This is a genomic window from Aquimarina spinulae, from assembly GCF_943373825.1.
Lineage (GTDB): Bacteria > Bacteroidota > Bacteroidia > Flavobacteriales > Flavobacteriaceae > Aquimarina > Aquimarina spinulae.
Window position 1 is genome coordinate 3,968,090 of record NZ_CALSBP010000002.1, and the last position, 14,752, is coordinate 3,982,841.

Consider the following 14,752-nt stretch of genomic DNA (forward strand, 5'->3'; position numbering starts at 1 on the left):
AGTAATCTTTTTAGCAATTTTAAAATCAAATCCTTTCTCAAGAACTTCTAATTGATGATAATTATGGATATCTGTACCCGTAAAATCAATATAGTCCTGATCTATCAGTTTTTTTTGTAAAAGATTTGATTTGCTCACCATAATATCCAGATATTGATAATAGGTTAACCTGAAATAGAAACCCTGATGCTTTTAACTCATCATATTTTTTTAGATCATCTTGATAAAAAGTATATCGCTCTGGATGTGCCAAAATAGGAATGTATCCTGCTAATTTAATTTCGAATAAGATTTCATTTAGATTAATAGGAGGGGCAAAAGTAGACATTTCGACCAGGATATAATTTTGGTGTAATGGTAAAATATCATTGTTTTTTATACGCTTATAAAACAAATCGTCCATCATATATTCTGCACTTGCCTGTAATTCGATTTTTGTTATTCCCAAAGGAACAAGAACATCTTTGAGCTTTTTTAAATTACTAGTTATAGTTTGCGAAGAATTTGGCCATATATCTTGCATTATATGAGGAGTAGTAATTACTTTTTTAAAACCAAAATTTTCAAATTGCTCAAGGATATATCCCGATTGATAAATTGTCTTTACTCCATCATCAATACCCGGAAGTAAATGTGAATGAATATCAATGTAACCATCGGGTACAATTTCTTTAAAAGGAACCTCTTTTTTTGATAAGAACCGCAATTTGATTTTTGTTTTGGGGTGAACGTAAAATAAAATATATCTGTTATAATAACATTATTAGTGCATTATAACAAATAAAATGTAAAAATATAGATTTATTATACATAAAAAACTGTTTAAGAATAGAGATTCTTAAACAGTTTGATGTATTTAATAGTTATCTTAATACTATCTTTTTGTAATATCTCCTGATCCAGATACTTTTTTATCTTCTTTTTGAGGGTCTCCTTTATAAAATATATCACCAGATCCAGATACACGAGCCTTTAAGTAGGTAGTAGCCATTACTTCAATATCACCAGACCCAGATACGGTTGCTGTTACATTTTTTGCATTTAAGTCATACGCAGAAAGGTCTCCAGAACCAGATACATTTCCGTTAAAACTACCGGTACTTCCTTTTAATACCAGATCACCAGATCCAGATACTTGTCCCCATATGTTTTCGGCATCAACAACAAGTTGAATATCACCAGACCCAGATACTCCGGTTTTAAAATCAGAAGCCTTAATTGTATCAGAACTATACACATCTCCCGATCCTGATAATGTAACTTGAGTTAGATCTTTAAAAGGAACAGTAATAATTAGTTTTTTTCCTACAGAAGGTTTTAGATAAAACCCTTTTTTCACATAAATTCTAAGAGCATCTCCTTGGATCTCGGTTACTATATAATCAATAAGGTTACTTTCTCCTTTGATTGTGATTTTTCCTTCTGTACCAGATATTAAGGATACATCCAAACTTCCTTTTACTTTTACTTGATCATAGTCTGATGTCGATCTGTTTTTGGTAATAGAATTGCCATTACCATTAATTTTTTTCCCATTTCCCCACCATTGTGCTTGTAAAGAAGTTATACTGCATAATGTAAGTCCTATAATAAATGCTGCTGTTCTCATTGTATTGATGTATTAATGTTTTGTATATATTAGTTTTTTCTTAATTTGATTCCACCATAACTAGAGGTAATATTAATTGCTTTACCACTATTAGCTTGGCCACTATACCCTTGATAATCTTTTTTAGAATCCTTAACGTATTTCTTTTGTACGTTTATACTTTCATCTAGTTTAATACCTCCATATGAAGTCTTAATTGCAAAATCAAAGGTGCATCCATCTTCATATCCAATATTAACGCTGGTATAATCTGTTTTAATTGTTACGTTTTTGAAGGTTGGCTGTAGCGAACGAACTTCGATAGACCCATAATCAGAATCAATGCTTAGTTCTTCAGAAATACTCCCAAATTTTGTATTAACATAATCTGAATGTCCTATGATTTTACCGCCATTTTCTATTCGAATCCCGCCATAATCGCAGTTATAGTTTAAGTTTTTTATCGATTTAAATTTTGACTGTGTATAATCTGCATTAAGATCAATCTTATCACCGTTGCCAACTTCAAAATCAGAATAGTCTGCATTGATTTTTCCATTTTTCATGTAAGAAATAGTACTGTTATTAGTATAATCTATGTTGATGTAATTGTTATCGCCTAATAGTTCTCCGATAATAATTTGACCATAATCGCAATTAATTTTAGCATTACCTTTTATCTTATCCAAAGTGATGCTTCCGTAATCATTATTAAAATCTACACTATTAGTTACAGGAACTTTTACGGTATAATTGATTTTCATATTCATATTGTTGTTCCATCCGCTAGTCCATTTATCCCACCAGGAGCTATTATTTTTATTAAAAGTGGTTTTGGCAGTAACCATTTGAGAAGAAGAATCAAACTCGACATCGATAGATTCTAGTTTTTTGATCACTTTTTCTTCATTGTTTCCACTTACTTTAATGGTAATTTCCATAACGATTCGATTTTCATTCCAGGAAGTAATATCCAGGTTACCATAATCATTACTAATTTTTAATAACGCATCTGCGTTAACCGAGAAGTCTTTTTTTAATGTTTTTTCTTTGGTATATTTTCCTTTCAGATCTCCATTATTGGCTAATGCCAAAGCAGGAATCATCAATAAGAGGATTATATTATAGTATAAAGTTTTCATTTTCTGATAATTTAAATTCGTTAATGCTGTTAATTTTTTGAAGTACTTCGTCTAATAAATTTGCACGTTTCTGAAAGTTCTTAATCATAGCGCTAATTACACGTTTATCGTTTCCACTTTGAAAAAGATCTTTTTTAAGTGTTTCATAATCAGATTCCAGTTTTTCTAATTGATTCATTGCATCCAAAACCAATTCTTTGGTTTCTATAGAAGAAACTTTATCGATTTCTTCGAGTTGCAATTGAATAGCAGAGGTAAAAAAGCTTTGAGTTTCCTCCATTTGAGGAGAAACATTTGCCAGATCTACTTCTTCTTTTGGACTAAACATAAAAGTCATTGCTGCCATTCCAAATACTATAGCAATCGAAGCAGCTATTGCAAGTGGTTTATACCAATTTACCTTTTTAGGCTGCAATTGTACAACTTTGTTTTGTTGCTGCAACTTTTCTAAAAACCGCATTTGGTGATTAGCAGAAGGTTCATGTATGTCTAATTGATCTTGCATACGTTTAAATAACTTTTCTATTTTATCGGTACTCATACAAATTGTAATTTTTTTCGTAAGCTTTCTTTTGCGCGCGAAATAAGCGTACGACAATTAGAATATGATATATTCATGATCTGACAGATTTCTTCATAATCATAACCTTCTATAAGGTGTAATGATAATGCAGTACTATAGCTGTCTTTAAGTTGAGTTAGTGTATTTAGTACTGTATTTACTTTTACAGAAGCAAGATCTTCTTCTACAATTCCGTTGCTATCTGTAAGAGCATACTCAACAGTTTCTAGGGCTACCTCACGATGAACATCTTTTTTACGTGTAGCGGTTAAACTGGCATTAATAACAATCCTTTTTAACCAGGCCCCAAACATATTATTATCTTCTAGCATTGATAGTTTTGTAAAAGCTGTTAAAAAAGCTTCTTGCATAATATCTTCAGCTTCTGCTGTGTCCTTTATGATTCTCAATGCTGTATTGTACATTGCCTTATAATAACGATTGTATGTTTCGAGCTGCGCATTTTGATCTTGCTCGCGACATTTCGCAATTAATTGCTCTGTATTTAGTTGGGTTAGTGACAAAAAATATAATTTACTTTAACATAAAGATATATATTGCATTGCTTTGTTACAGTTTTTTAATTTTTTTTTTAAAACTTGTGGCATAACAATTGAAATATAAATAGTGAATCTATTATAAAGGCCTTGTTTTAATGGGCTTTATATGGTTTTTAATCAGTTTCATTAAATTCTAAAAAAAAATGTTGTTTTGTCGTGATGACAAAATGACTTTGATATATACTTATGGCTAAAACCAAATTTACGACACTTGACAGTTTGTCATTTCAAGGGATAGATGAAGATGCAGAATTAATTCCTTTAATGACGCCAGAAGATGAAGAAGAAATAGACAAAGAAGATTTACCCGACATATTACCGATATTACCTTTAAGAAATACCGTACTATTTCCTGGAGTTGTTATTCCTATTACTGCAGGAAGAGATAAATCTATTAAACTTCTTAACGAAGCTAATAATGGTAATAAAACAATTGGTGTAGTTTCTCAAAAAGAAGAGGGTATAGAAAACCCATCCTTAAAAGATATTAATAGAGTAGGTGTGGTAGCTCGTATTCTAAGAGTCTTAAAAATGCCAGATGGTAATACTACAGTAATATTACAAGGGAAAAAGCGATTTCATATAGACGAAGTTGTAGAAGAAGTACCTTATATTAAAGCTAAAGTTAGAGAAGTTCCTGAAGCCAGACCGGCAAAAGAGAATAAAGAGTTTAGTGCTATAATCGATTCGATCAAAGATTTGGCTCTAGAAATTATAAAAGAAAGCCCCACAATACCTTCTGAAGCTTCGTTTGCTATAAAGAATATAGAGAGTAATTCTTTTCTTATCAATTTTGTGTCTTCTAATTTAAACCTTCCTGTAGAGGAAAAACAAAAATTACTAGAGATTAATGACCTTAAGAAAAGAGCTTTAGCTACTCTAAAATATATGAATGTAGAGTTTCAGAAACTGGAACTCAAAAATGTCATTCAAAGTAAGGTTCAGCATGACATGAGTCAGCAACAGCGAGAATACTTCTTACATCAACAGATGAAAACCATACAAGAAGAACTTGGTGGCGTTTCACATGAAGATGAAATCGAAGAAATGCGTGTACGAAGTAAGGATAAGAAATGGGATGATAAAGTAAAAAAACACTTTGATAAAGAGCTATCCAAAATGCAACGTATGAATCCTCAGGTTGCAGAATACTCTATACAACGTAATTATTTGGATCTATTTCTGGATTTACCCTGGAATGAGTTTAGTACAGATAAATTTGATCTAAAACGAGCTATGAAGATTTTGGATAGAGATCATTATGGTTTAGATGAAGTAAAGCGCAGAATTATAGAATACCTCGCAGTATTAAAACTGCGTAATGATATGAAATCTCCGATATTATGTCTATATGGCCCTCCTGGTGTAGGTAAAACTTCATTAGGAAAATCTATTGCAGAAGCTCTGGGAAGAGAATACGTAAGGATATCATTAGGAGGATTGCGTGATGAAGCAGAAATAAGAGGGCATCGAAAAACATATATAGGAGCAATGCCAGGTAGAATTATCCAAAGTCTTAAGAAAGCAGGAACCAGTAATCCTGTATTTGTATTAGACGAAATAGATAAATTATCAGTAGGTAATCAAGGCGATCCATCATCTGCGTTATTAGAAGTTTTAGACCCCGAGCAGAATTCAGAATTTCATGATAATTTTCTTGAGATGGGATTTGATCTCTCTAAAGTAATGTTTATTGCTACTTCTAACAGCCTGGGAACAATTCAGCCTGCACTTAGAGATCGTATGGAAATCATTAATGTTACAGGGTATACGATTGAAGAAAAAATAGAGATTGCCAAACAACACTTGTTACCAAAACAGCTAGAAGAACACGGGTTGAATAAATCCCATATAAAAATGGGGAAGACGCAACTAGAAAAAATAGTTGAAGGATATACCAGAGAATCTGGAGTACGAGGCCTGGAAAAACAAATTGCTAAAATGGTACGTTATGCTGCGAAGAATATAGCAATGGAAGAGGAGTATAATGTGAAAATTAGTAATGAAGATATTATTGAGGTTCTTGGAGCACCAAAGTTAGAACGTGATAAGTATGAAAATAATGATGTCGCAGGTGTAGTAACAGGACTTGCATGGACAAGTGTAGGTGGAGATATTCTATTTATAGAATCTATTTTGTCTAAAGGAAAAGGTAGCCTGACTATTACCGGAAACTTAGGGAAAGTGATGAAAGAATCTGCTACCATTGCTATGGAATATATAAAGGCTAATGCTGTAGAATTAGGTATTAATCCAGATATTTTTGAAACCTATAATGTACATATACACGTACCAGAAGGGGCTACGCCAAAAGATGGTCCTAGCGCAGGAGTTACAATGCTGACATCTCTGGTTTCTTTATTTACACAACGTAAAGTGAAGAAAAGTCTTGCCATGACAGGAGAGATTACATTAAGAGGAAAAGTATTACCTGTTGGTGGAATTAAAGAAAAAATCCTTGCTGCAAAAAGAGCACATATAAAAGAGATATTACTTTGCGAAGATAACAGGAGAGATATTAATGAAATTAAATCTGAATATTTAAAAGGGCTTAAATTTCATTATGTTAAGGATATGGAAGATGTATTAAAACTTGCAATTACAAGTACCAAGGTTAAGAATGCAAAGAAATTATAAGAATATAATTTAACATGATTACAAAAACAAAGCAGCATTTTTAAATGCTGCTTTGTTTTTAAATTATCTTCTCTTTTTAATCAAGACATCTTTATATAATTCCAGGTTTTTTAAAACAATATCGCTTCCTTTTACAACAGTTTCTAGTGGTTGATCTCCTAGATGTACAGGAAGTTCTGTAGCTATAGATAATCGATCATCAAGCCCTCTTAGCATTGATCCACCACCTGTTAAATAAATGCCAGAATTATAGATATCAGCAGAGAGTTCTGGAGGAATTTCAGAAAGTGTTTCCATAATTGCATTTTCTATTTGTATAATAGACTTATCTAAACTTTTTTTAATCTCTTTATGTGATAATTGTATTTGTTTAGGTTTTCCTGTAAGAATATCTCTTCCTTCTACCATCATTTTTTCTGGAGGTGATGCTAAGGTATCGATTGCAGAACCAATTTTTATTTTTATTTTCTCTGCCATAGACTCTCCTATATGTAGATTTCGAGATTCTCTTACATATTGAGTAATATCTTCATTAAAAACATTTCCAGCAATTTTTACAGATTGGCCACTAATTATTCTCCCTAAAGAGATCACAGCAATTTCTGTAGTTCCTCCACCTATATCTACAACCATATTTCCTTTAGGTTCTAGAACATCTATCCCGCCACCTATTGCTGCTGCTATAGGTTCTGGTATTAGAAATATATTTTTTGCATTGAGTCGTTTTGCAGATTCTTGTACGGCTCGCATTTCAACTTCGGTACTTCCGCAAGGGATAGCAATAATCATATTATAAGAAGTTGCAAAAGCTGAAGTATTAAAAACTGATAACTTTTTGATAAATGTCTTTAGCATTTTCTCTGCTGCATCAAAATTAGAAATAACACCATTATTAAATGGAGATATTGTTTTTATATTCTTGTTAATTTTGCCACGCATCATACCTGCTTCTTTACCTACTGCAATAATTTTTCCGGTAATTTGATGAATTGATATGATAGAAGAGTTGTTTACTGCTATTTTTCCTTTATAGGTAATAAGCGTATTTGATGTGCCAAGATCTATTGCTATTTTTTCGTTTAAAAAATCAAAAAAGCCCATGATTTGTGTGTACTTAGGTTAATGTGTGTTGATTTAAGGTGTAATAAAGTAGCTTATATTCATGCAGTAGGGGTCTAAAGGTAGATAACTTCGATAAAACGTAATTATTGTATTTCTAAACAAGTTTTAGCATCATTTCTTGTAACGACAAATGATTGGACGCCTTTGTTGTAGTGAAGTAACCTCTATATTTTAGTAAGTGATTTATTAGATGTAATTATTTCATTGATAATAACTTTTTTTACATAATCTGTATTTTCCAAATAGTTTGGTTTATTTTTGGTTTTTAATACAAATAGCATTTCTCATAAATTTGGAAGACAATAAGATAATAATAGCTATAGATGGACATTCTTCTACAGGAAAAAGTACCGTCGCAAAACAATTAGCCAAAGCATTAGGGTATATTTATGTAGATACTGGAGCTATGTATCGAGCGGTTTCTTTATATGCTATGAGGAAAAAAATTATTGACGAGTTTCATTTTGATCAGGAAGCACTAGAAAAAGACCTTTCTGAGATAGATCTTAGATTTATGATAAACCCAGAAACTGGCCTGGCAGAAATCTTACTTAATGGAGAAAATGTAGAAAAAGAAATCAGGACGCTTACCGTTTCTAAATATGTAAGTAAAATTGCTGCAATCTCGAGTGTTCGTAAAAAATTAGTAGAACAACAACAAAAAATGGGGATAGATAAAGGGATTGTTATGGATGGGAGAGATATAGGAACTGTTGTTTTTCCAAATGCCGAACTTAAACTATTCATGACTGCAACTGCTAAGGATCGCGCAGAACGTAGATTTCTAGAGCTTAGAGAAAGGGGAGAAGATGTAACTTATGAAGATGTTTTAAAAAATGTAGTAAATAGAGATCACATAGATAGTACAAGAAAAGATTCGCCGCTTAAGAAAGCAGAAGATGCTATCAAGATAGATAATTCTAATCTTACCTTAAAAGAACAATTTGAGCAAATTTTACAACTTGCTAAAACTTCTGTTATTACTGCAACTTAATTTTTTGGAGCAACAAGAGAATCTGAGATATTATTTTCGTCTAAATTAAAATCAGAAAGCTCACGAGATTCGTATAATTTCATTTCTTCTTTTACCCATTCGATTAATTGTATATATTCTTCATCATTACTAAGAATAAGGACACGATTTAATCGTAAAAGATGATGATTAGCGTATTGCTTGTATTTTTTTATCGTAGTGTCAGAAACTGAATAAAATGGTTTGTTAACCAGGATTTTATATTGTTTTCCGTTATTCATTACTATTTGATCCTTATGCTCATATATAATCCTTGTTTTGGATAAGGATTGTGCGTAATTATGTAATGAAATAAATAAGAAGACTAAAAGTAATAATTTTTTCATATAAATATTCTATAGATTCGGAAAGCAAAAATACGGTAAAACCGTAAAATAACAAGGTTTTGTAGTGTTTAGATCGTTGTTTTTTCGATGAAATACACGATTTTTACCTTTAAACTAACTTAAAATGGAAAAAAAGCTATTAAAAAATATTTTTTAATAGCTTTTTTATTCTTGTTTTATTACTGAAATCAATTCATAACTAGTTCATAATTAGTTTATGAACAGATGTTTTATGATCAGTTTTTAACTTAACCAGATATGCACCATTCGCAAGATTACCTGGGTTAAATGATTTATTACTTACATTATCATTTTTGTATACACTTCTTCCAAATAGATCGAAAATGATAACCGAAATATTATCTGTAGGAGCAGTAACTCTAAGCATTGTGTTAGTACCACTTACTACTGGATTTGGTGCTATTGAAACCTGAGAAGCTTTTGTCGTATTAAAACTCTCTACTGTTACACCTCTAGCAGTACCACCTACTGTAAATGAAGTATTTTCTGAACTACCAAAAGAACCACCAGATGCTAGTGTTGTACTACCTGCTGTTAGTGAGTAAGATCCATTACCATATTGGCAGCAAATCCCATCTCCATAAACATCACTCATTGTAAAAGTATAAGAACCAGCAGCCAAACACTCTGTAAGAGTTAGTGTAGAACCATCTGCCTGAGAACCATATGTTCCTCCAGAGGCTACAACTTGATTACTACTATTAGTAATTTGCCAGCTTGTTTCTTCTGGGTAGTCATCAAATGTAATTGATAAGTTTACATCGGTACAAGAAGGATTAACCGCTCCTGTAGTTAGTTTAACATCATCAAAAGCCATATCACCACTCCAGGATGTACTGGTAATACCATTAAACCTTAATTTTACTGTAGCTCCGGTATAGGATGCTAAATCTACACTTTCTGATTTCCAAGAATTACCTTGATTGCCAGATTTAGTCCATAAAGAGGTCCAATTAGATCCATTATCTGTACTCGCCTCTAGTGTTAATGTTCCTATACTAGTACCATACATATGATATTGAAAAGTAAATGTTGCTTGTGATGCAGTACTAAGATCAAAACAAGGAGAGTTTAGTATTGCTCTTTTGTTAGGGAATCCTGCACCATTTCCAGAAGCTTCTGTATATACATAATATGTACCTTCTGCAGCACTTGATGGCCCGGTATTTCTTGATGGAGTTCCATTAGAATCTATAGTCCAGTTAATATCATCACCAGTGGCTTGAGACCATGCTCCGAGCGTATTTTCGAATCCTTCAGTATATGGGAAAGAAGAAATCTCTCCTGTACATCCTCCACCAGTATTTCCTGGTAGTGTAGTTGCAGTTGCAGTATTACTAAAACCAGATTGGTTTCCTGCAGCATCTTTAGCTTTTACTCTAAAAGAATATGATGTATTAGCAGATAACCCAGTAGCTTGATAAGTTGTAGTTGTAGCTGTTCCTATAACTGTATTACCTTGATAAACATCGTATCCACTTACTCCAACATTATCTGTAGAAGCGCTCCAGGATAGATCAATAGTAGTTTGTGTTGCATTAGAGGTAGCTAAACTTGCAGGAGTTGTAGGTGCCTGTGTGTCTCCACCTGTTCCTCCAGTAATTTCAAAGTTAGCATTAGAGATATCAAAGAATATGTTTCCAGATCCTCTTACCATAATTCTGTTTTGTGTTCCCTGAGAATTTGGAACCGTTATGCTATGAGAACCATCATTTGGTACCGCTGTAGCGATAACCGTTGGATAAGTATTTCCACCATCTGTAGATAGTAAAATATCGACATTGGCAGCATTAATCCCATTTCCAGTTGTACCAGCAACATCCCAGGTTACAGTTTGCGTAGAACCAGCAGACCAACTAACATTAGTGTTAGGAGTATTAACTACAAAAGGTCCAGCAGAAGCAGTGACATTAACTTTCATGTTATCACTATTATTTGCTCCACCACCAGCTCTGTTATCTCTAACAGTTAATCTGAAGTTTAAAGCTCTTGTTACATCTGGAACAACTTCCCATTTCCAAGAGGTAGCACCAGTTTTAATAGTTTCTAATCTTGGAAAATACCTTTGATTAGATGCAGTAGGAGTATAAGATCTAAAAGCAACACCAGAAGTAGCTGTAGTACTTGGTATTGTTCCAACACGACTATCCGTTTGTTCCCAGCAATAGGTAAGCGCATCTCCATTATTAGCATCAGTACCTTGGCCAGTTAATACAAATGGAGTTCCTTTTGGAACGGTATAATCAACACCTGCATTTGCCGTAGGAATAGCATTACCTGTATTGGTATTGGTCTGACAACTAGTTGATTTTACATAATTTGTAATCTGCTCGATTGTTACTGCATGAAAATAGGGGTCGCTATTTTGCTGTACATCTGTATTAGCTCCTGTAATCCCTGCATATCCCATAATTGTAGTTCCACTTCCTGGCTCTACTTGAATATTGCTATTAGCATCACCGGTAAATGTAAACGTGTGATTTCCACCAAATTGATGTCCCATTTCGTGTGCTACATAGTCTACATCATAAATATCTCCCTGAGGCGTATTTCTTGAAGAAAAACCACTTCCTTTTTTTCCATCTACACATACACATCCGATACATCCTGCATTACCATTTTTTGGAGCAAGAACAAATACATGACCAATATCATAATTAGCTTCTCCGATTACACTGGTTAATGTAGATTGTAATTGGCTGTTGTAACTTCCTGTATATGGATCTGTATTTGCGTTTGTGTATACAACATCATCATTGTTTGCAATAAGAACCATTGTAACTCCAAAATCGGTTTCATATATTCCGTTTACACGAGTCATAGTAGCATTAATTGCTGCCATGGCTCCTGCCTTAGTACCTCCATGAAATTGAGCATACTCCCCAGTAGTCGAAACAGCTAATCGATACGTTCTTAAAACACCGTCATCAGCATTTTTTTGATTGATTGCACCACCAGAAAAATTAGGTGTATCCTTATCAACAGAACAATTTAACCTATCAACAGTACCTGATCTCTGATCTCTAGAGTAAATAGTATATACAGAACCACTTGTTGTATAGGGCTCTATAAATACAGTTTTAGAATTACCAGATAGACGCATACTTTGCAATCCAGAAGGAGCAACACTAAATCTGATTGTAGCTGTTGGATCATCGATTCCCTGACCAGCATACGATTTAATTTCAGGATATTTAACAGCAAGATCAGGATGCATTACAGGAGCCTCTACTATTCTAAAAGATTCCATAGTACCTTGCGCATTTGGAAACTGCATAACGACAGCAGAGCCATTGGTTGATTTTCCTCGCAACTGAGAGTCCTGAAGTGCTTTTTTCAGAGCTTCAATATTAAGATCAAAAAGAGTGTTTGATGGTAAATCGGTCTTTGTCTTTATAACATTAAGACTTTTTGAAGAATTAGTTCTTTGCCAAGGATTATTACCTTGTGCGCATACGTGGGCCACAATAAATAAGCCCACGAATAAAAATAATCGCGTTTTCATATAAGTTGAGTTTGAGTTAGGCGGCAAAAGTAGAAATATTATCTAATTTTTTGCTAAATGTTTGAGGAATTGTTGGTATTTTGTTATTATTTATGGTTTTTACGTAATAAAACAACGGTTTTAATAAAGAGTTTTACGATAAATACGATTCGATAATAGGCTTTTGGTACGTAAAATTTGGAAAAATTTGTTTTGGGGAGGAGAATTTTTTAGAGCAGTAAATTTTAAATGTGGGAATAAAAAAGACCACTAATTAGTGGTCTTTTTTATTTTAAATATATATAATATTATAAATTAGGAATAACAAGTTCCTGATCTGGGTGAATAACGTCAGGGTTTTTAAGAATATTTGTATTTGCTTCAAAAATAGCCTTGTATTTCATTGCATCACCATAATAGTGCTTTGCAATTTTGCTTAATGATTCACCACTTTTTACTGTATGTCTATGATATATAGACGTATCAGCAACTTTAATATCCGCCATAATATCAGAAGGAGAATTACCTCCTATTTCTTTTATTTTATCCCAAAGTTGGTTTTTTTCATACTGCGTTTTTGCAGTACCTTTTATCTTAAGAGTTCCATTTTCTTCAGATACATTACCATCCTGGATATTTAATTCTTGTCCTAAATCCAGAACACTTTGATATTTTGACTTCACCATAACTAAGTTGATTTTAAATTATTAATTAGCTTTACCCAAATATAACAAATAATAGAATGGTGTTCACATAATTTTAGGATTAAAAATTGATCAATTATCGTTGAAATACATGATTTATCTATATCCGGACACTTTTTAATACTATATTCAATGTTCCGTAAACGTTATTATTATATCATTCAGTTGCAATACCTTGGTTTTAGATATCATGGTTGGCAGAAACAGCCTACAGTAAATACTCTTCAGCGAATGGTAGAGCGAACAATTGCTTATGTTCTGGAACATAAAGATTTTAAAGTCCTGGCAACAGGAAGAACAGATGCTAAGGTATCGGCTAATGAAACTTATATTGAGTTGTTTGTAGACCATCAACCTTTGGATATTGAAGTATTTTATCCTTTATTGAATCAAAACCTTCCTCAGGATATTAGGGCCTTGGGTATTGAAGAAACTAATGAGCAGTTTAATATTATTCAATCTCCGAAGAGTAAAGAATATTTGTATTTATTCTCCTTTGGGGAGAAATTTCATCCATTTTGCGCTCCGTTTATGTACAATATTGCAGAAGAACTTGATATAGATTTAATGCAAGAAGCCGCTTCGCTATTTGTAGGAAAACATAATTTTAGATCGTATTGCCACAGGCCAACAAAAAATACAATTTTAGAAGGTGAAGTAACACATTGTGAAATTAAAAAAAATGAAGCGTATACTGCTAGTTTTTTTCCAAAAGAAAGTTATCTTTTACGAGTAAAAGGCGAAGGGTTTAAAAGAAACCAAATTCGCTTAATGATGGGGGTATTATTGGATTTAGGAAAAGGAAAAATAAATCTTGATTTCATTAGGCAAACCCTGGATCCTGAATCAGAAGAAATTGTATTAGAACATATAGTGCCTGGTTCTGGATTAATATTAAACTCTGTTGAATTTAAAACATAAATTATGAAAGTTTTATCTACTAATATCGCAACGCCACGTAGTATACTTTGGAAAGGAAGAGAAGAAAAAACGGGAATCTATAAACTTCCGGTAGAAGACCCTATATATTTAGAGAAAGAAGATGTTCGAAATGATCATGTTATAGATAGGAAATATCATGGTGGGGTTGATAAAGCTTGTTATTTATATTCGGCTGATCATTATCCCTATTGGAAAACAAAATATCCTGATTTAGAATGGAATTACGGAATGTTTGGTGAGAATATTACGGTAGAAGGGTTTGATGAAAAAAATATAAAAATTGGAGCTGTTTATCAACTAGGAAGTGCTACAATACAGATTTCACGTCCCAGACAACCTTGTTACAAACTAGGTATTCGTTTTGGTAATCAAGCGGTGTTAAAGCAAATGATAGATTCACTGCTTTCTGGAGTTTATGTAAGAGTTATCCACCCGGGATCTGTTGTTGCTGGTGATGAATTACAGCTAACAAAGGAAAATGATGATGGAATATCTATTGCCGAATTAAATACATTATTATTTCATTATGATGAAAACACACACTTAGAACTTGCTAAAAAAGCACTTAGTGATACTTTGGTTTCTGATAGTGATAAAAAATATTTTAGAAAAAAAATAAAAGCGTATTAGC

The 14,752-nt window shown here is 32.8% G+C and carries 13 protein-coding genes; 4 read left to right on the top strand and 9 right to left on the bottom strand.

The annotated features are described in order from the left end of the window. Positions 1–85: 85 nt before the first annotated feature. The 5 genes from NNH57_RS22465 to NNH57_RS22485 all read right to left on the bottom strand — a co-directional run bounded on the left by NNH57_RS22465 (position 86) and on the right by NNH57_RS22485 (position 3,816). The gene (locus tag NNH57_RS22465; protein ID WP_254504252.1) at positions 86–706 is read right to left on the bottom strand and encodes a tyrosine-protein phosphatase; all 621 of its coding nucleotides are present in this window, start codon (positions 704–706) and stop codon (positions 86–88) included. A 168-nt stretch (positions 707–874) separates the two neighbouring features. Further along, the gene (locus NNH57_RS22470) at positions 875–1,609 is read right to left on the bottom strand and encodes a head GIN domain-containing protein (protein ID WP_108808851.1); all 735 of its coding nucleotides are present in this window, start codon (positions 1,607–1,609) and stop codon (positions 875–877) included. 29 nt (positions 1,610–1,638) lie between these two features. Then, positions 1,639–2,730 (bottom strand): DUF4097 family beta strand repeat-containing protein, encoded by a 1,092-nt coding sequence (locus tag NNH57_RS22475; protein WP_108808852.1) that lies wholly within the window; start codon positions 2,728–2,730, stop codon positions 1,639–1,641. Then, positions 2,711–3,271, bottom strand: a complete 561-nt coding sequence (locus tag NNH57_RS22480) for a hypothetical protein (RefSeq protein WP_074406499.1) — start codon at positions 3,269–3,271, stop codon at positions 2,711–2,713. Before NNH57_RS22480 ends, NNH57_RS22475 begins: the two co-directional genes overlap by 20 nt. Then, positions 3,268–3,816, bottom strand: coding sequence for an RNA polymerase sigma factor (locus NNH57_RS22485; RefSeq protein WP_074406498.1), 549 nt, complete (start codon positions 3,814–3,816; stop codon positions 3,268–3,270). The genes NNH57_RS22480 and NNH57_RS22485 overlap by 4 nt, the downstream gene beginning before the upstream one ends. A gap of 222 nt (positions 3,817–4,038) precedes the next feature. On the opposite strand from NNH57_RS22485, the gene lon reads away from it, so the two are divergent. Further along, positions 4,039–6,489: an endopeptidase La gene (gene lon / locus NNH57_RS22490; RefSeq protein ID WP_108808853.1), complete on the top strand. Its 2,451-nt coding sequence runs from the start codon at positions 4,039–4,041 to the stop codon at positions 6,487–6,489. Between the two features lie 63 nt (positions 6,490–6,552). Here the strand turns inward: lon and mreB are convergent, their stop codons facing one another. Further along, entirely contained in the window at positions 6,553–7,590 is a 1,038-nt protein-coding gene (mreB, locus tag NNH57_RS22495; protein WP_108808854.1) for a rod shape-determining protein, read from the bottom strand. Positions 7,591–7,903: 313 nt separating this feature from the next. Here mreB and cmk point away from each other — a divergent pair, with 313 nt between their 5' ends. Beyond that, a complete protein-coding gene (gene cmk, locus NNH57_RS22500; protein WP_074406495.1) occupies positions 7,904–8,605 on the top strand; it encodes a (d)CMP kinase in 702 nt (233 codons plus the stop codon). On the opposite strand, the gene NNH57_RS22505 is transcribed toward cmk, so the two are convergent. The 3 genes from NNH57_RS22505 to NNH57_RS22515 form a co-directional block, all read right to left on the bottom strand. Continuing rightward, positions 8,602–8,970: a hypothetical protein gene (locus NNH57_RS22505; protein WP_074406494.1), complete on the bottom strand. Its 369-nt coding sequence runs from the start codon at positions 8,968–8,970 to the stop codon at positions 8,602–8,604. The two genes, cmk and NNH57_RS22505, sit on opposite strands and share 4 nt — an antisense overlap. Before the next feature lie 199 nt (positions 8,971–9,169). Beyond that, complete coding sequence (locus tag NNH57_RS22510; protein ID WP_108808855.1) at positions 9,170–12,496, bottom strand: reprolysin-like metallopeptidase; 3,327 nt, start codon at positions 12,494–12,496, stop codon at positions 9,170–9,172. Between the two features lie 287 nt (positions 12,497–12,783). Next, positions 12,784–13,161 carry a LysM peptidoglycan-binding domain-containing protein gene (locus NNH57_RS22515; RefSeq protein ID WP_074406492.1) on the bottom strand — a complete coding sequence of 126 codons (378 nt, stop codon included), beginning with the start codon at positions 13,159–13,161 and terminating at the stop codon, positions 12,784–12,786. A 150-nt stretch (positions 13,162–13,311) separates the two neighbouring features. On the opposite strand from NNH57_RS22515, the gene NNH57_RS22520 reads away from it, so the two are divergent. Together NNH57_RS22520 and NNH57_RS22525 are read left to right on the top strand one after the other, a co-directional pair. Beyond that, a complete protein-coding gene (locus NNH57_RS22520; protein ID WP_074406491.1) occupies positions 13,312–14,100 on the top strand; it encodes a tRNA pseudouridine synthase A in 789 nt (262 codons plus the stop codon). Between the two features lie 3 nt (positions 14,101–14,103). Continuing rightward, positions 14,104–14,751 carry an MOSC domain-containing protein gene (locus NNH57_RS22525; protein WP_074406490.1) on the top strand — a complete coding sequence of 216 codons (648 nt, stop codon included), beginning with the start codon at positions 14,104–14,106 and terminating at the stop codon, positions 14,749–14,751. Position 14,752 lies beyond the last annotated feature (1 nt).

Coding starts and splice junctions, on each gene's coding strand:
- lon (WP_108808853.1), top strand. CDS start 4,039: ATGGCTAAAACCAAATTTACGACACTTGACAGTTTGTCATTTCAAGGG.
- NNH57_RS22470 (WP_108808851.1), bottom strand. CDS start 1,609: ATGAGAACAGCAGCATTTATTATAGGACTTACATTATGCAGTATAACT.
- NNH57_RS22510 (WP_108808855.1), bottom strand. CDS start 12,496: ATGAAAACGCGATTATTTTTATTCGTGGGCTTATTTATTGTGGCCCAC.
- NNH57_RS22520 (WP_074406491.1), top strand. CDS start 13,312: ATGTTCCGTAAACGTTATTATTATATCATTCAGTTGCAATACCTTGGT.
- NNH57_RS22525 (WP_074406490.1), top strand. CDS start 14,104: ATGAAAGTTTTATCTACTAATATCGCAACGCCACGTAGTATACTTTGG.
- NNH57_RS22515 (WP_074406492.1), bottom strand. CDS start 13,161: ATGGTGAAGTCAAAATATCAAAGTGTTCTGGATTTAGGACAAGAATTA.
- NNH57_RS22480 (WP_074406499.1), bottom strand. CDS start 3,271: ATGAGTACCGATAAAATAGAAAAGTTATTTAAACGTATGCAAGATCAA.
- NNH57_RS22505 (WP_074406494.1), bottom strand. CDS start 8,970: ATGAAAAAATTATTACTTTTAGTCTTCTTATTTATTTCATTACATAAT.
- NNH57_RS22475 (WP_108808852.1), bottom strand. CDS start 2,730: ATGAAAACTTTATACTATAATATAATCCTCTTATTGATGATTCCTGCT.
- mreB (WP_108808854.1), bottom strand. CDS start 7,590: ATGGGCTTTTTTGATTTTTTAAACGAAAAAATAGCAATAGATCTTGGC.